This is a genomic window from Ensifer sp., from assembly GCF_035999135.1.
Taxonomy (GTDB): Bacteria; Pseudomonadota; Alphaproteobacteria; order Rhizobiales; family Rhizobiaceae; genus Ensifer.
On the sequence record NZ_DASYGZ010000096.1, the window covers coordinates 1 to 14,671 of the forward strand.

Genomic DNA, 14,671 nt, shown 5'->3' on the forward strand with positions numbered 1-14,671 from the left:
TTCCGAAGCGAGGATTTCGTCGAGCTTGCGCAGGCGCTGGATCGAGTTCGAAATCGTCTTCCAGTTGGTCATCATGCCGCCGAGCCAGCGAGCGTTGACGTAGTACTGGGCCGAACGCTTGGCAGCGTCAGCGATGATTTCCGAAGCCTGGCGCTTGGTGCCGACGAACAGAACGCGGCCGCCGTTGGCGACGGTGTCGCTGACGATCTGGAGGGCGCGCGACAGCATCGGTACGGTCTGTGCGAGGTCGATGATGTGAACGTTGTTGCGATCGCCGAAGATGTACGGCTTCATCTTCGGGTTCCAGCGGTGCGTCTGGTGGCCGAAGTGAACACCAGCTTCCAGAAGCTGACGCATGCTAAAATCAGGCAATGCCATGCCTTTTTCTCCTTTTCCGGTTGAACCTCCGCGAAGCGTCGAGCAAGGTCTTTCGACCAGCCCACCGGCGGAACGATCCGGATTTCTCCCGGAACATCCCAAGCTTCACGTGTGGAATGGGCAGCCCCATAACCGCTGCTGCCCGAGAAATCAAGCCTTGAAACCCGCTTTTCGACGGGATCGGCTATTTACAGTCCTCGGATTTGAACACTTCGAGGTCCGCGAGCTTGCCGCTCAGGACAAAATCGCCGTAGTCCATCGTCAGGTCGCGGGTGATTCCGTTGTCGTAGAGCTTGAACGACATGCGATAGATCGGCAGCGCATCGCCGCTCTTGTCGTCATTGAAATAGGAGATGGTCACCGGCCAGTAGCTGTCGCCGCTGAGCTTGCCCGCCTTGCCGGCATCCGGCTCATCTGCGGTGGGTTTGCGCGACTTGCCGACGAAGGTCGAGGTGATCAGCGTCTTGTCGCCCGAGTCGGAGCCGTCGAAGATACGCGCCTCGAAAAGGCTTTCGCCCTTCTTGGCGCGTGAGATCACTTCCATCATGTGGGCAGTCGGGAAGCGGCTCGCCGCCAGCTCAACCTCGCGCTTGTCGGGCGCGGTTAACTCCACCTTGACGCCAGCCTTCTCCTCGTGCGCCGTGCCGCGCACTTCCTTGTCGAGTTTCTCGTCGGTGAAGGAGCGGGTCAGAAACCGGAAATTGCCAGTCTTCAGGTCTTCATAGGTCGTCGTCTGCTGGTCGGTCAGGCGCACTTCCTCCCCGGTATCGACCTGGGTGACGAAGCGGAAACTGACCGTATAGCCCTCACAGGCCGAGCCATTGAATTCGTAGACCATGCGACCATACATTCCGGCAATTCCGGAACGATCGGATGCATCCTTGAGCTCAAGGTCGTAGACGGCGCGATGGGGAACGAGGACATTCGCGCTCGCCGCCGTGGCGCCCGTGGCCGCCATGACGGCGAAACCAGCACTGCTGAGAGTGACGAGACCGAAGCCTTTGCGAAACATTCGTTTCCTCCTGTTGGACTCGCCGGCAATGCTATAAACAAGCGTTCGGCAGAAGCGAGGCGGCGCTTGCAGGAAAAGCCGGCGCCCCGCCGCGATCCGGCCTGAATGCAGGATTTTAACACAAAAGACAACAATGGAGCTTTCCATGTCGGCAGAGATCGAAGCGCGCCTCAAGGAACTCGGCGTCACTCTTCCCCAGGCTGCGACCCCGGTCGCGAACTACGTGCCCTACGTCATCAGCGGCTCGATGCTCTACATTTCCGGACAGCTTCCGATGGAGGACGGCAAGGTCGCCGTGACCGGCATCGTCGGCAAGGACGTCGACGTTGCGCGCGCCCAGCGCGCGGCCGAACTTTGCTCCATCAACATCCTCGCGCAGGCGAAATCCGCCCTTAGCGGCGACCTCGGACGGATCCGCCGCCTGGTGAAGATCAACGGCTTCGTCGCCTCGACGCCGGAATTCGTCGAGCAGCACCTCGTCATCAACGGCGCCTCCAACCTGCTCGCCACCGTGCTCGGTGAAGCTGGCAAACACGCCCGGGCGGCCGTCGGCATGGCATCGCTTCCCTTCAATGCCGCCGTCGAAATCGACGCCGTCATCGAAATTGCCTGACCGGGTGCCGACATGGCTGACATTTCCTGGCTGAAAGCCCAACCGGTCGCCCATCGCGGCTATCACGACATGAACAGGGACGTTTGGGAGAACACGCTTTCGGCCTTCACCCGCGCCGTCGACGCCGGTTTCGCGATCGAATGCGACCTGCAATACACGGCCGACAGCATCCCCGTGGTCTTCCACGACGACGACACCCAGCGCCTGTGCGGCATAAAGGGGGACGTGCGTGCGCGCACGGCCGGCGAACTCGGGCTGATGGCGATCGGCGGCACCAAGGACAGAGTGCCGACACTCACACAAATGCTGCGTCTCGTCGGCGGCAAGGTGCCGCTCGTGATCGAGCTCAAGGGGCGCAAGGGTGACGACGAGGGCTTTGCCGCCGCCGTGCTCGATACGCTCGAAGGCTACAAGGGCCATGTCGCCCTGATGAGCTTCGATCATTGGCTGCTCAAGGACCTGAAGGCGCTCGACGCGCCCTACCCGCTCGGGCTGACGGCCGAAGGCGCCAATCCGGAAACCTTCTTCGTGCACGAGGAGGCCATGCAACTCGGGCTCGATTTCATCTCCTACCACTACGGCCACCTGCCGAACTCCTTCATCACCAAGGAGAAGACGCTCGGCAAGACGATCATCACGTGGACGGTACGCGACCGGCAGGCCGAGGCCTACACTTACGCCCATGCGGACCAGATGACCTTCGAGGGTTTCGATCCGCGGGAGGCACTGGTTTCCTGAGCCAATGTCAGACGCCGTCACCCTCCGCATAGCGCAGTCCTTCGGCGATATAGCGGCCGCCCGCTGGAACGCGCTGTCCGGTGCGTCGAAGACACATCCCGGCGGCGTCTACAACCCCTTCCTGTCGCATGCCTATCTTTCGGCACTGGAAGAGTCGGGATCGGCAACCGCGAAAACGGGCTGGCTCGGACAGCATCTGCTGCTTGAAGGTGCCGATGGCCGATTGCGCGGCGGTCTCGTCTGCTATCTGAAGAGCCACAGCCAGGGCGAATACGTATTCGATCATGGCTGGGCCGATGCCTTCGAGCGTGCCGGCGGGCGCTACTATCCAAAGCTTCAGAGTTCCGTGCCCTTTACCCCGGTGATGGGACCACGCTTGCTGGTGGCGCCTGACGAGGCCGAGGGTCCCGTCCAGGATGCGCTTGCCGCCGGCCTCAAGGAGCTTGCCCGCCGGCACGATGCCTCTTCGGCCCACGCCACCTTCGTGCCGGAGGCGGAAATGCCGGCATTCGAACAGGCGGGCTTCCTGCACCGCACCGACCAGCAGTTCCACTTCACCAATGACGGATACGGCTCGCACGCCGATTTTCTGGAAACACTTGCCTCACGCAAGCGCAAGGCCTTGAAGAAGGAGCGCCGCGCCGCTCTCGAGAATGGGATCTCGATCGACTGTCTGACCGGCAGCGACCTGACGGAAGCGATCTGGGACCAGTTCTTCGCCTTCTACATGGACACCGGCGGCCGCAAATGGGGCCGTCCCTATCTCACCCGCAAATTCTACTCGCTGATCGGCGAACGCATGGCCGACGACATTCTCCTGGTCATGGCGCGTCGGGGCGGCCGCTACGTCGCGGGCGCGATCAACTTCATCGGTGGCGATGCGCTCTACGGCCGGCATTGGGGCTGCATCGAGGACCACCCGTTCCTGCATTTCGAGGTCTGCTATCACCAGGCGATCGACTTTGCGATCGCCAGGGGGCTCAAACGCGTCGAAGCGGGCGCACAGGGCGAGCACAAGCTCGCCCGCGGCTACATGCCGGTCACGACCCACTCGGCGCATTTCTTCACGCATCCGGGGCTCGCGCGCGCGGTATCCGACTATCTTGACCGGGAGCGCCGGGATGTGGAGGAAACGGCTGAGATCCTTGCCGAACACGGTCCTTTCCGCAAAGGTGCACGGCAAGACGACTGAGCGATCAAAACACGAGGAAGAACAATGAGCTACGACACCAACAACATCTTCGCAAAGATTCTTCGCGGTGAAATTCCCTCGCATCGCGTCTACGAAGACGACGCGACGATCGCTTTCATGGATGTGATGCCGCAGGCAGAGGGCCATCTGCTCGTCGTGCCGAAATCGCCTTCCCGCAACCTGCTCGACGCCGATGCGTCAACGCTGCCCGCCTTGATTGCCACCGTGCAGAAACTGGCGGTTGCCGCCAGGGATGCCTTCGATGCCGACGGCGTGACGATCATGCAGTTCAATGAAGCCCCCGCCGGCCAATCGGTGTTCCACCTGCACTTCCACGTCATTCCGCGCCGCGACGGCGTGCCGCTGAAGCCGCATTCCGGCACGATGGAAGACGGCGCGGTGCTGGCCGCCAATGCCGAAAAGGTCCGCCAGGCGCTCTGATCGCCTTCGACCCTGTCTCTGAAATTGCCATGATCACGCTGAGCCGGCACCCAGCCGGCTCTTTGTTTCGGGAGGATAGGCTAGAAGCCCAGCCACCAGAGGCCCGCGGCGAGACCTGCAATCGCCGTGGCGATCCCAACCGCCGGTTTCCTCCCGCACAGGAAGAAGGCGGCCGCGCCAAGCGCGACGGCGCCGACACGCAGCCACAGCGGTGACTGCTCCAGCACGCCGGTCGGATAGAGGATGAGCTTGGCGATCACGGCCGCCACCAGGGCGGTCGCGACCGCCCTCACCCAGTTCAGTGCCTCGGAATCGTCACGCAGCCTGTTGCCGGCGACGACGCCAAGCCAGCGCCAGAGGTCGGTTGCGAGCCACCCGGCGATCGCGATGAAGGCATAGGCCCACCAACCATCCTGCCATGTCATGCGCCAAGCTCCCTGCGTCGACGCCATTGGCGTTCGAAAAACCATGCAAGCGTGCCGCCAATGAGCCCTGCAAGCAGGATGTCGAACTCCGGCAGCAGCCAATAGAACAGTGGCCCGCCGATGAGACCAAACAGCAGCGCGACATAGACGATCGGATGGCGCGCCGAATGCCAGATCGAGGCCAGGAAATAGACGGGCGTCAGGAAGAACAGACAGCCGGCAACGATCGGTGGAAAGTCGGCGACGAAATGATAGACGACGGCAACGAGCAGCATGTTGGCCGCTACGAGAGTGATGCCGAAGCCGGCAAAGAAGGCGACACGTCGTTCGCGCGGCACCTGCGGCACCTTCTCCATCGCAAATACCCAGGCGGTGATGGCCACGAAATGCGACAGGAAGAGAAGCAGCCAGGTCGGCGTCCGCGATGATCGCAGTTCCGGGATCAGCGCCGCGACCATCGGCATCAGCCGGACGGAAGAGAGCGAAACCGCCAGGAAGGCCGTCGCCAGCCCCGCGCCGCTCATCATCGAGCTGACGAGAATGACCTTGGCCGGCAATGCCCAGACCATGCCGACCATGAAGACGACCTGCTCGACCGGAATTCCGGCCTGGGCCGTCAGCGAACAGAAGCCGACGAAAGACAGCATCAGGATGAAGGCCGGCAGGCTCAAGATGCCGCGCATGCCCTTCCCGAACCAGGCGAGCGAGGATTGCTCGTCTTCTTCCTTCGTCATCAGTTGTTCCGGATTGTCATTCTTTCAGAAAAACGGTGCCGGATGAGTTCATCCGGCACCGTCACACATCCTAGTGATGTCTACTTCTTGCGCGGCACCTTCGGCACCGTGCGTCCCTTTCGGGGCGCTGCGTCACCGCTCTTGGCATCGCCATCGGACGACGCCTTGGCGGTCGCCTTCTTCGGCTTGGCCTTCGGTGTGGGCTCGGCGCCCACCTCTTCCTTTTCCTCGGCCTTCTTCGGCTTCGCCGCCTTCATCGCCGGGCGGGACACTTCCGCCTTCGGCTTGATCGGCGTTGTCTCCGGAACCGCATCCAGAAGCAGGCCCTTGGTGCCATCGGCCTTGGTGCCGATCGTCACGCGGACGACGCCACCCTTCTTCAGCTTGCCGAAGAGGATTTCGTCGGCGAGCGGCTTCTTGATGTTTTCCTGGATGACACGCGCCAGGGGTCTTGCGCCCATCTTTTCGTCGTAACCCTTCTCGGCCAGCCAGGCGATCGCTTCGGACGCAAGGTCGAAAGTGACATTGCGCTCGGCAAGCTGGGTTTCCAGCTGCATGACGAACTTCTGCACCACCTGATGGATGACCGGGGTGGGCAGCGAGGCGAACGGTATGACCGCATCCAGACGGTTGCGGAATTCCGGCGTGAACAGGCGGTTGAGTGCCTCTTCATCCTCGCCCGACCGCTTGGACGAACCGAAGCCGATCGCGGCCCGGGCCATTTCCGACGCGCCGGCATTGGTGGTCATGATCAGGATGACGTTGCGGAAGTCGATCTTCTTGCCGTTGTGGTCGGTCAGCGAACCATGGTCCATGACCTGCAACAGGATGTTGAACAGGTCCGGATGCGCCTTCTCGATCTCGTCAAGCAGCAACACGCAATGCGGATGCTGATCGACGCCATCGGTCAGGAGGCCGCCCTGGTCGAAGCCGACATAGCCGGGAGGTGCACCGAGCAGACGCGAAACCGTGTGCCGCTCCATATACTCCGACATGTCGAAGCGCAGCAGCTCGACGCCGAGCGAGGTGGCAAGCTGCTTGGCAACTTCCGTCTTGCCGACGCCGGTCGGGCCGGAAAAGACGTAGCAGCCGATCGGCTTGTTCGGTTCGCGCAGGCCGGCGCGCGCCAGCTTGATCGAGGACGCGAGCGCCTCGATTGCGAGATCCTGGCCGTATACGACCGAGCGCAGTTCCCTTTCGAGATTGGCGAGCACCGCCTCGTCGTCCTTGGAAACCGTCTTCGGCGGAATGCGGGCCATCGTTGCGATCGTCGCCTCGATCTCCTTCTCGGTGATGAGCTTGCGGCGTTTGCTTGCGGGCAACAGCATCTGTGCCGCGCCGGATTCGTCGATCACGTCGATTGCCTTGTCGGGCAGCTTGCGGTCGTTGATGTAGCGCGCCGACAGTTCGACTGCGGCCTTGATGGCCTCGTTCGAGTACTTGAGGTGATGATATTCCTCGAAGTAGGGCTTCAGCCCCTTCATGATCTCGATCGCATCGGCAATCGTCGGCTCGTTGACGTCGATCTTCTGGAAGCGGCGAACAAGCGCCCGGTCCTTCTCAAAGAACTGGCGGTACTCCTTGTAGGTGGTCGAACCGATGCAGCGGATCGCACCCGAAGACAGCGCCGGCTTCAAGAGGTTCGACGCGTCCATGGCGCCGCCGGAGGTCGCACCGGCACCGATGACCGTATGGATCTCGTCGATGAACAGAACGGCGCCCGGATAATCCTCGAGTTCCTTGACCACCTGCTTCAGGCGTTCCTCGAAATCACCGCGGTAGCGCGTTCCGGCAAGAAGCGTGCCCATGTCGAGCGAGAAGATCGTCGCGTCCTGCAGCGCTTCCGGCACCTTCTTTTCAATGATCCGCTTGGCAAGGCCCTCGGCGATCGCCGTCTTGCCCACGCCGGGATCGCCGACATAGAGCGGGTTGTTCTTCGAGCGGCGGCAAAGAACCTGAATCGTCCGGTTGACCTCGGCATGGCGGCCGATCAGCGGGTCGATCTTGCCGGACTTCGCCTTTTCGTTGAGGTTGACGCAATAGGCCGTCAGCGCGTCCTGCTGCTTCTTGGCGCTCGCCTCTTCGTTGTCGCGTGCGGGCTTCTGCTCGGACTCGTGATCGTCGGAACCGCGAACGGGTCGCGACTCGGAGCTGCCCGGGCGCTTGCCGATGCCGTGCGAGATGAAGTTGACGGCGTCGTAACGCGTCATCTCCTGTTCCTGCAGGAAGTAGGCGGCATGGCTTTCGCGCTCGGCGAAGATCGCCACCAGCACGTTGGCGCCCGTCACTTCCTCGCGTCCGGACGATTGCACGTGGATCACAGCGCGCTGAATGACGCGCTGGAAGCCCGCCGTCGGCTTGGAATCTTCGTCGTAGCCGGTCACCAGGTTCGAAAGCTCGTTGTCGACATAGTCGGTCACGGTCTTGCGCAGCGTCTCGAGATTGACGTTGCAGGCGCCCATCACGGCCGCCGCGTCGGCATCGTCGATCAATGCCAGAAGCAGGTGCTCGAGCGTCGCGTATTCGTGGTGGCGCTCGTTGGCAAAAGTCAGTGCCTGGTGCAGCGCCTTTTCAAGGCTGGGCGAAAATGTTGGCACGTTAGTTCCTCATTTCTTTTCCATGACGCATTGCAACGGATGCTGATGTTGCCGGGCAAAATCCATCACCTGCGTCACCTTGGTTTCGGCGACCTCATAGGTGAAGACGCCGCACTCTCCCACGCCGTGATTGTGGACGTGGAGCATGATGCGGGTCGCCTCTTCCGGGTTCTTCTGGAAGAAGCGCTCCAGAATGTGGATGACAAACTCCATCGGCGTGTAATCGTCATTCAAAAGCAGAACACGATACAAACTCGGCTTTTTGGTCTTCGGCTTGGTGCGGGTGATGACGGACGTGCTGCGGTTGTTGCCGTTTCCCTCGTCATCGCTACCTTGCTGCATCCGGACCGGCATGGCGATCATTCTTGTCAGTTCCTTGTACGGCAGCGGCCCCATCAAAATCGGCCGCAGCGTGCTTGCCCTTTATCTAATGGTTCGTTTTCAGATTTTAAGACCGAACCGACGCACTGCAATCATAATCGCACGACCACGCGCAAGATTGATCAACTTTCTTTGGGCTGCGCACAGCTTAAGCGGAAAACGAAAAAGCCGGCCGCACTGCTGCGACCGGCCTTCAAAAACGGTGAAACCTGGTGATCAGGCTGCGGCGGCAGCGGCCTTCACGGCAGCGGCGGCCTTGGCAACCGGCGCTTCGTAGGGCTTGTAGGCGTCCTTGGCGAGATCGGCATACATTTCGCCGATCTTCGTCGCTTCGGCGACGAAGCCTTCGTAGCTGGCCTTGACGAAATTGGTCTGCAGTTCGAAGGCAGCCTCGACGCTCTTGGTGCTCGTCAGCTTTTCGACATGCGCGACGCCGTCTTCGAACGACTTCTTGGAATAGTCGGCAGCTTCGGTCGCGATTGCCTGGAGACCCTTGGTCCAAGCGGAATAGCTCTTCACAGCCACGTCAATGGCTTCCTTGCTCTTCTTGTTTGCATCGTCGAAGTTGAACATCCGGTGTCTCCTTGGTGACGGCCTGATCTGGAGGCTTCAGTTTATGTGCACTGCACAAAAAGTCAATACGAGTGTGCGGCGCAATAAAACACAATGGATGCAACAACTTGATGAAGAAACGCTGCCGGCAAGAAAAAATTCTTCTGCGCGTTGAAAAGCCAAGATGAATGCAGCGAGCAATTGCCCAGCGCTGCATATAAAGCCCCGAAAAACAAATAAACCCCGAAATTCCCAGGGGATTTTCGGGGTTTATTGTATCCGGACGCTCGGGTCGACTTAGAGGTCGATGTCGAGGATCGCCATGGAGAAGTTGTAGGAAAGCTCGCCATCTTCCTCATCGCGGAAAACGACACCGAGGAACTCGTCACCGAGATAGACTTCAGCGGACTCATCCTTCTTCGGGCGAGCCTTGACGACCATCTGCTGATTGAAGGTGCGCTTGAAATAGGCTTCAAGCTTGCGGATTTCTTCGGGCTTCAAAATACGTCTCCGTAGCCGTTAAACTGTGCGGCGCTTCTCGCATGCTGCATCGGCGGGTGTAAACCCCTCGAAAGCGGCAACACACCGGTTCCATTCCGTTCAGATATCGAAGCTGCTCAGGATCTGGTCCATCTGGCGCGACGGCTCGGAGCACCCGGCCTCGCCCACCACCTTTGCCGGAACGCCGGCCACCGTCGATTTCGGCGGGACGGGTTTCAGCACGACGGAACCGGCTGCAATGCGCGAGCAGTGCCCGATATGGATGTTGCCGAGGATCTTCGCGCCGGCGCCGATCAGCACGCCATCGGCGATCTTCGGGTGACGGTCGCTGCCTTCCTTGCCCGTGCCGCCCAAAGTCACGCCATGCAGGATCGAGACATTGTCGCCGATGACGGCGGTTTCGCCGACGACAAGGCCGGTGGCGTGGTCTAGGAAGATGCCGCGCCCAATGCGCGCCGCCGGGTTGATGTCGGTCTGGAAGACGCTCGAGGCGCGGCTCTGCAGGTAGAATGCGAAGTCTCTGCGACCGCGCTTCAGCAACCAATGGGCCAGGCGATGGGTCTGGATGGCATGGAAACCCTTGAAATAGAGCACGGGCTCGATGAAGCGGGTGCAGGCCGGATCGCGATCATAGACCGCCTGGATATCGACGCGCAGAATGGTCCCCCACTCCGGCCAGTCCTCCAGCATCTCCGAAAAGGTCTGGCGCAAGAGGTTTGCCTGGAGATCGGGATGATCAAGCCGCTCACAGATGCGGTAGATCACGCTTTCTTCAAGCGAATGCTGGTTGACCACCGTCGAATAGAGGAAGGCAGCGAGCATCGGATCCTGCTCGGCAGCCACACGGGCTTCCTCACGCAGGCTGTTCCAGATCGGGTCCATGACTTTCAAGGCTTCCGTCTGGCGAAGTTCCGTCTTGGCGACCATCGTCGCTCTCCTTCCTCGTGCATCCTCACGGCCACTATAGGTGAAATCCCGTGCGACTTAAATGGTCCATCCGGAGATCTGCCACCGGTCGCGGCTTCCCGCCGCAGGCAAGCTCGCGACCCTCTCCACCCTCGGTCGATCAGCCGCGCCCAACCTCTTCGAGGAATTCGAGCACCGCCTTCTTGAACACCCTGTCGCCGACGGCCAGCATGTGGTCGCGGCCGGGAATGTCGAGCGCTCGCGCATGGGGCATCAGTGCAGCCAGCTCCTCGGGCGATCCGGCGATATCGTCGTTGGTGCCGACGCCGATCAGCGTCGGCACATCGATGCGCGCCATGTCCTCAGGCGTCAACAGATCACGCGAGGTCGAGATACAGGCGGCGAGCGCCTGACGGTCGCTCTTGGTCTGGTCGGCGAAGGCGCGGAACATGCGGCCACGCGCATGCGTCACCACCTCGAGTGAAGGCGCCACCAGAGCATCGGCGATCGGATCCCAATCTCCCACGCCCGTCACCATGCCGATGCCGAGGCCGCCGAACACGAGGGAGCGCACGCGGTGCGGATGCGCCAGGGCCAGGAAGGCCGAAATGCGCGCGCCCATCGAGTAGCCCGTCACATGCGCCTCGGCGATGCCGAGATGCCCGAGAAGCGCTACAGCATCACCGGCCATCTGTTGGGGGTGGTACAACTCCGGATCATAAGGTTTGCTGCTTTTGCCATGGCCACGATTGTCGAGCGCGATCACGCGGTAGCCGGCATCCCCGAGCGTCTTCAGCCAGCCGGGAAATACCCAGTTGACGTTGGCGCTGGACGCAAAGCCATGGATGAGCAGGACAGCCGCTCCCGACGGGTCGCCCTCGTCGAAATAGGCGATCTCCAGGCCCTCGTGGCTGAAGCGGGAAAATGGCGGCGGGTTGAGATCCATCTGTAAAATCCTGGCATATCGATCCGCGGCAACCTAGTTCGTCGTCCGGCCAAGCGAAACCCTGCAGCGGCAAAAACCACAGATGCGACGTGTTTGCCGCTACACTTTTGCGGCAAAGCTCACTATGGTGCCGCCAACTTTTAAGACTAGCATTCATCGGAGCATGACATGGCCGGCCACAGCATCCCGCATTTCCAGAATGACGGCGGACATCAGGCAATCGAAATCGGCGTCAAGGAATTCATGTGCACCGGCGCATCCGTTCCCTACGATCACCCGCATATCTTCATCGACATGGGCGACGAGAACGAGAAAGTCTGCTCCTACTGCTCCACGCTCTACCGCTACAATCCGAAGCTTAAGGCGACCGAAACCAATCCTCCCGGCTGTCTCTTCGCACACAAGGCCGCCTGAACGCGGACATGTCGCGCCCCGTCGCGATCATCGGCGCCGGCATTGGCGGCCTCACCGCCGCGCTGTGCCTCGCCCGGCGCGGCTTTGACGTCGATATCATCGAACGGGCAACGGCGCTGACGGAGGTCGGCGCCGGCCTGCAAGTGTCGCCGAATGCCTCGCGCATCCTCGTCGAACTCGGCCTGCTGACTGGGCTCCAGAGCCACTGGATCGAACCCGAACGCATCGGTCTCGTCGACGGCCAGTCGCTGCGTCCCCTCGCCGATGTTCCGGCCGGGAGTTTTGCGCGTCGCCGCTGGCATGCGCCCTACGCGGTCATGCACCGCGCCAGCCTTCAAAAGATCCTGCTTTCGGCAGTCGAAGCCGAACCGCGCTGCCGCCTCCACCTCGGCCAGGAGATCGGCGCGCCGGACGACGACACGATCGAGAAACTGACTGGCCGTGTTCCAGATGTGGTGATCGGCGCCGATGGCATCTGGTCGCGACTGCGCAACAGCGTGCGCGGCGCAGGTCGCGTCCGCTTTTCCGGCAATATCGCCTGGAGGATGACGGTCGAGCGCCGTGCGGCGGCCGGCCTCCTGAACCCGGATCAGGTCACCGCCTTCGTCGGGTCGCGCGCCCATCTCGTGGCCTACCCGTTACGCGAGGTCGACGGCTACAATCTGGTCGCGATCATCGAGGGCAAGGAGACGGACGCGGCCTGGGTCGGCAAGGAATCGGATGAGCGTCACCGCGACTGCCTGAATGCCTTTGCCGGCTGGAACGCCCGCATCCGCGGGCTGCTTGAGACGGCCGCCTCGCCCACCTACTGGCCTCTGTGCACGGTCGACGACGGCGCCTGGCAGGATGGCGGAAAGCTTGTGCTGATCGGCGACGCTGCCCATGCGATGACACCGTTTGCGGCACAGGGTGCGGCCATGGCCATCGAAGATGCCTTCGAACTCGCGAATGTCCTGTCGGACGACGTGAACGTTCCGCAGGCCCTGAAGAAATTTGAAGCCGCCCGCCGTCCGCGCATCGCCCGGGTCCGTCGTCGCGCCGCTTTCAATCATTTCGCCTACCATGCCCGCGGCCCGCTCCGTTTTGGCCGCGATCTGGTCTTGAAGCTGAAGGGGGCCGAAGCGCTCGCGGCCGATCTCGACTGGCTGTACGGCTACGGTGACAAACACGATTGACGCCGCGCCAAGAGCGCTCGGAGACCTCGAGGGCAACCGCCGAGAACAGTGAAACGGCGCCGCGGATCACCACGGCGCCGCTCAAGCCTAGACGGCGTTCGCCGCTGCCAATCCCGCCTCGATATCGCGACGGATGTCCGGCACGTCCTCGAGACCGATCTGCAGGCGAAGGACCGGACCTTCCGTCGGAGCCACAGCCACGGTCCGATCGCCAAGCCCGACGTGAAGCGCGAGGCTCTCGAACCCGCCCCAGGAATAGCCAAGCCCGAACAGCCTCAGCGCGTCGAGGAAGGCGTGGGCCTTGGCCTTGAAGCGGTCGGGGCTTTCAGCCTTGAGCACGAAGGAGAAGATGCCGCTCGCGCCGGAGAAATCGCGTTTCCAGAGTTCATGGCCAGGGAAGCTCGGCAGGGCCGGATGCAGGACACGCGCGACCTCGTCGCGGGTTTCGAGCCACTTCGCAAGGGTGAGCGCGCTCTCCTGGTGGCGTTCGAGGCGAATGCCCATGGTCCTGAGACCACGCAGGATCTGGTAGCTGTCATCGGGCGAAACGCAAACGCCGAGCGTCACCATCGCTTCGGTCAGGGCCGGCCAATGGGCGGCATTGGCAGAAACTGTGCCGAAGAGCACGTCCGAATGGCCCGACGGATACTTCGTCGCCGCATGGATCGACACGTCGACGCCGTGGTCGAGCGGCTTGAAATAGACCGGTGTCGCCCAGGTATTGTCCATCGTCACCACGCAGCCATGACGATGGGCGACGTCGGCGATGGCGCGGATATCCTGCATTTCGAAGGTGTTTGAGCCCGGCGCCTCGGTGTGAACCAGGCGCGTGTTCGCGCGGATCAGGCTTTCGATGCCGGCACCGATCATTGGATCATAGTACTCGACGGTCACGCCGAGGCGCGTCAGCATCGTGTCGCAGAAGTGGCGCGTTGGGAAATACACCGAATCGACGATCAGCGCGTGATCGCCTGCCGACAGATAGGCGAGGAACGGCACCGTGACGGCCGCGAGACCCGAGGGGACGAGGATCGTTCCGACCGAACCTTCGAGCTCGTTGATGGCGTCACAAAGCGCATCCGTCGTCGGGGTTCCGCGCGTGCCGTAGGTGTATTTCTGGGCACGTGTCTCCATCGCCCTGGCGTTCGGGAACAGCACCGTGGATGCGTGTACCACCGGTGGATTGACGAAGCCGAAGTAGTCGGAGGGATTGTTGCCGCTATGGGCAAGCCGCGTGTTGATGCCCGCCTTGCCGTTCACATTGCCACTGTCTGCCATTGCAAGTTCCGCTTTCAGAATTTCGAAAGTGAAACTCTTCAAGCGCACCTCAACCGCGGTCAAGTGGCAAAAATTGGCGAAAGCCGTTTTGGCGGCCGCGGACCCGCATTTGGCGCTTTTTCGCACAGCGCCTGCCCACTACCCTTCAAAACTGCCTAACTTTCTGGCGCACTTTAAGTTTTTCACATGCAAAACCAGAAAATCGGCGGCCTCTCTTGACCCTCATGGAATTTGAGCATGAGATAGCCGGCACTCGCGCCAGGAGGGTGGCGGAGGCTGCACGCGCCTGGGATGCGCTGCTGCAGACGGGAACTAACGACAACAGAAAAAGGTTCTAAAAATGGCAAAAAGAATTCTGACAGCTCTCGTTGGCGCTGCTGTCATGGGG

At 61.6% G+C, this 14,671-nt stretch carries 17 protein-coding genes; 6 read left to right on the top strand and 11 right to left on the bottom strand.

Features of this window, described 5'->3' with window-relative positions:
• A partial coding sequence (gene rpsB / locus VGO12_RS11155; RefSeq protein ID WP_327495171.1) for a 30S ribosomal protein S2 occupies positions 1-378 on the bottom strand: 378 nt, incomplete at its 3' end.
• A gap of 184 nt (positions 379-562) precedes the next feature.
• Positions 563-1,390 (bottom strand): cell envelope integrity EipB family protein, encoded by an 828-nt coding sequence (locus tag VGO12_RS11160; protein WP_327512817.1) that lies wholly within the window; start codon positions 1,388-1,390, stop codon positions 563-565.
• A gap of 145 nt (positions 1,391-1,535) precedes the next feature.
• On the opposite strand from VGO12_RS11160, the gene VGO12_RS11165 reads away from it, so the two are divergent.
• The 4 genes from VGO12_RS11165 to VGO12_RS11180 are packed head-to-tail and all read left to right on the top strand — an operon-like array spanning position 1,536 to position 4,374.
• Positions 1,536-2,003, top strand: coding sequence for a RidA family protein (locus VGO12_RS11165; protein WP_327512818.1), 468 nt, complete (start codon positions 1,536-1,538; stop codon positions 2,001-2,003).
• A 12-nt stretch (positions 2,004-2,015) separates the two neighbouring features.
• Positions 2,016-2,741 carry a glycerophosphodiester phosphodiesterase gene (locus VGO12_RS11170; protein ID WP_327512819.1) on the top strand — a complete coding sequence of 242 codons (726 nt, stop codon included), beginning with the start codon at positions 2,016-2,018 and terminating at the stop codon, positions 2,739-2,741.
• A 4-nt stretch (positions 2,742-2,745) separates the two neighbouring features.
• On the top strand, positions 2,746-3,933 hold the full coding sequence (locus tag VGO12_RS11175; RefSeq protein ID WP_327512820.1) for a GNAT family N-acetyltransferase: 1,188 nt from the start codon (positions 2,746-2,748) through the stop codon (positions 3,931-3,933).
• Between the two features lie 24 nt (positions 3,934-3,957).
• Entirely contained in the window at positions 3,958-4,374 is a 417-nt protein-coding gene (locus VGO12_RS11180) for an HIT family protein (protein ID WP_327512821.1), read from the top strand.
• An 80-nt stretch (positions 4,375-4,454) separates the two neighbouring features.
• Here VGO12_RS11180 and VGO12_RS11185 read toward each other — a convergent pair whose 3' ends face one another.
• The 8 genes from VGO12_RS11185 to VGO12_RS11220 all read right to left on the bottom strand — a co-directional run bounded on the left by VGO12_RS11185 (position 4,455) and on the right by VGO12_RS11220 (position 11,416).
• Positions 4,455-4,799, bottom strand: a complete 345-nt coding sequence (locus VGO12_RS11185; protein WP_327512822.1) for an AzlD domain-containing protein — start codon at positions 4,797-4,799, stop codon at positions 4,455-4,457.
• Positions 4,796-5,533: an AzlC family ABC transporter permease gene (locus VGO12_RS11190; RefSeq protein WP_327512823.1), complete on the bottom strand. Its 738-nt coding sequence runs from the start codon at positions 5,531-5,533 to the stop codon at positions 4,796-4,798. Before VGO12_RS11190 ends, VGO12_RS11185 begins: the two co-directional genes overlap by 4 nt.
• An 80-nt stretch (positions 5,534-5,613) precedes the next feature.
• A complete protein-coding gene (gene clpA / locus VGO12_RS11195; RefSeq protein ID WP_327512824.1) occupies positions 5,614-8,130 on the bottom strand; it encodes an ATP-dependent Clp protease ATP-binding subunit ClpA in 2,517 nt (838 codons plus the stop codon).
• A gap of 9 nt (positions 8,131-8,139) precedes the next feature.
• Positions 8,140-8,493 (bottom strand): ATP-dependent Clp protease adapter ClpS, encoded by a 354-nt coding sequence (clpS, locus tag VGO12_RS11200; RefSeq protein WP_043622145.1) that lies wholly within the window; start codon positions 8,491-8,493, stop codon positions 8,140-8,142.
• Positions 8,494-8,727: 234 nt separating this feature from the next.
• Positions 8,728-9,084, bottom strand: a complete 357-nt coding sequence (locus VGO12_RS11205) for a phasin family protein (RefSeq protein ID WP_327512825.1) — start codon at positions 9,082-9,084, stop codon at positions 8,728-8,730.
• A gap of 276 nt (positions 9,085-9,360) precedes the next feature.
• Positions 9,361-9,564, bottom strand: a complete 204-nt coding sequence (locus VGO12_RS11210) for a DUF3126 family protein (protein ID WP_034796738.1) — start codon at positions 9,562-9,564, stop codon at positions 9,361-9,363.
• Positions 9,565-9,663: 99 nt separating this feature from the next.
• Positions 9,664-10,491 (bottom strand): serine O-acetyltransferase, encoded by an 828-nt coding sequence (gene cysE / locus VGO12_RS11215; RefSeq protein WP_113537658.1) that lies wholly within the window; start codon positions 10,489-10,491, stop codon positions 9,664-9,666.
• 139 nt (positions 10,492-10,630) lie between these two features.
• Complete coding sequence (locus tag VGO12_RS11220) at positions 10,631-11,416, bottom strand: alpha/beta hydrolase (protein WP_327512826.1); 786 nt, start codon at positions 11,414-11,416, stop codon at positions 10,631-10,633.
• Positions 11,417-11,584: 168 nt separating this feature from the next.
• On the opposite strand from VGO12_RS11220, the gene VGO12_RS11225 reads away from it, so the two are divergent.
• Together VGO12_RS11225 and VGO12_RS11230 are read left to right on the top strand one after the other, a co-directional pair.
• On the top strand, positions 11,585-11,830 hold the full coding sequence (locus VGO12_RS11225; RefSeq protein ID WP_327512827.1) for a zinc-finger domain-containing protein: 246 nt from the start codon (positions 11,585-11,587) through the stop codon (positions 11,828-11,830).
• An 8-nt stretch (positions 11,831-11,838) separates the two neighbouring features.
• Positions 11,839-13,005 (top strand): FAD-dependent monooxygenase, encoded by a 1,167-nt coding sequence (locus VGO12_RS11230; RefSeq protein ID WP_327512828.1) that lies wholly within the window; start codon positions 11,839-11,841, stop codon positions 13,003-13,005.
• Positions 13,006-13,092: 87 nt separating this feature from the next.
• Here VGO12_RS11230 and VGO12_RS11235 read toward each other — a convergent pair whose 3' ends face one another.
• Entirely contained in the window at positions 13,093-14,283 is a 1,191-nt protein-coding gene (locus VGO12_RS11235; protein WP_327512829.1) for a cystathionine beta-lyase, read from the bottom strand.
• Positions 14,284-14,671: the final 388 nt, after the last annotated feature.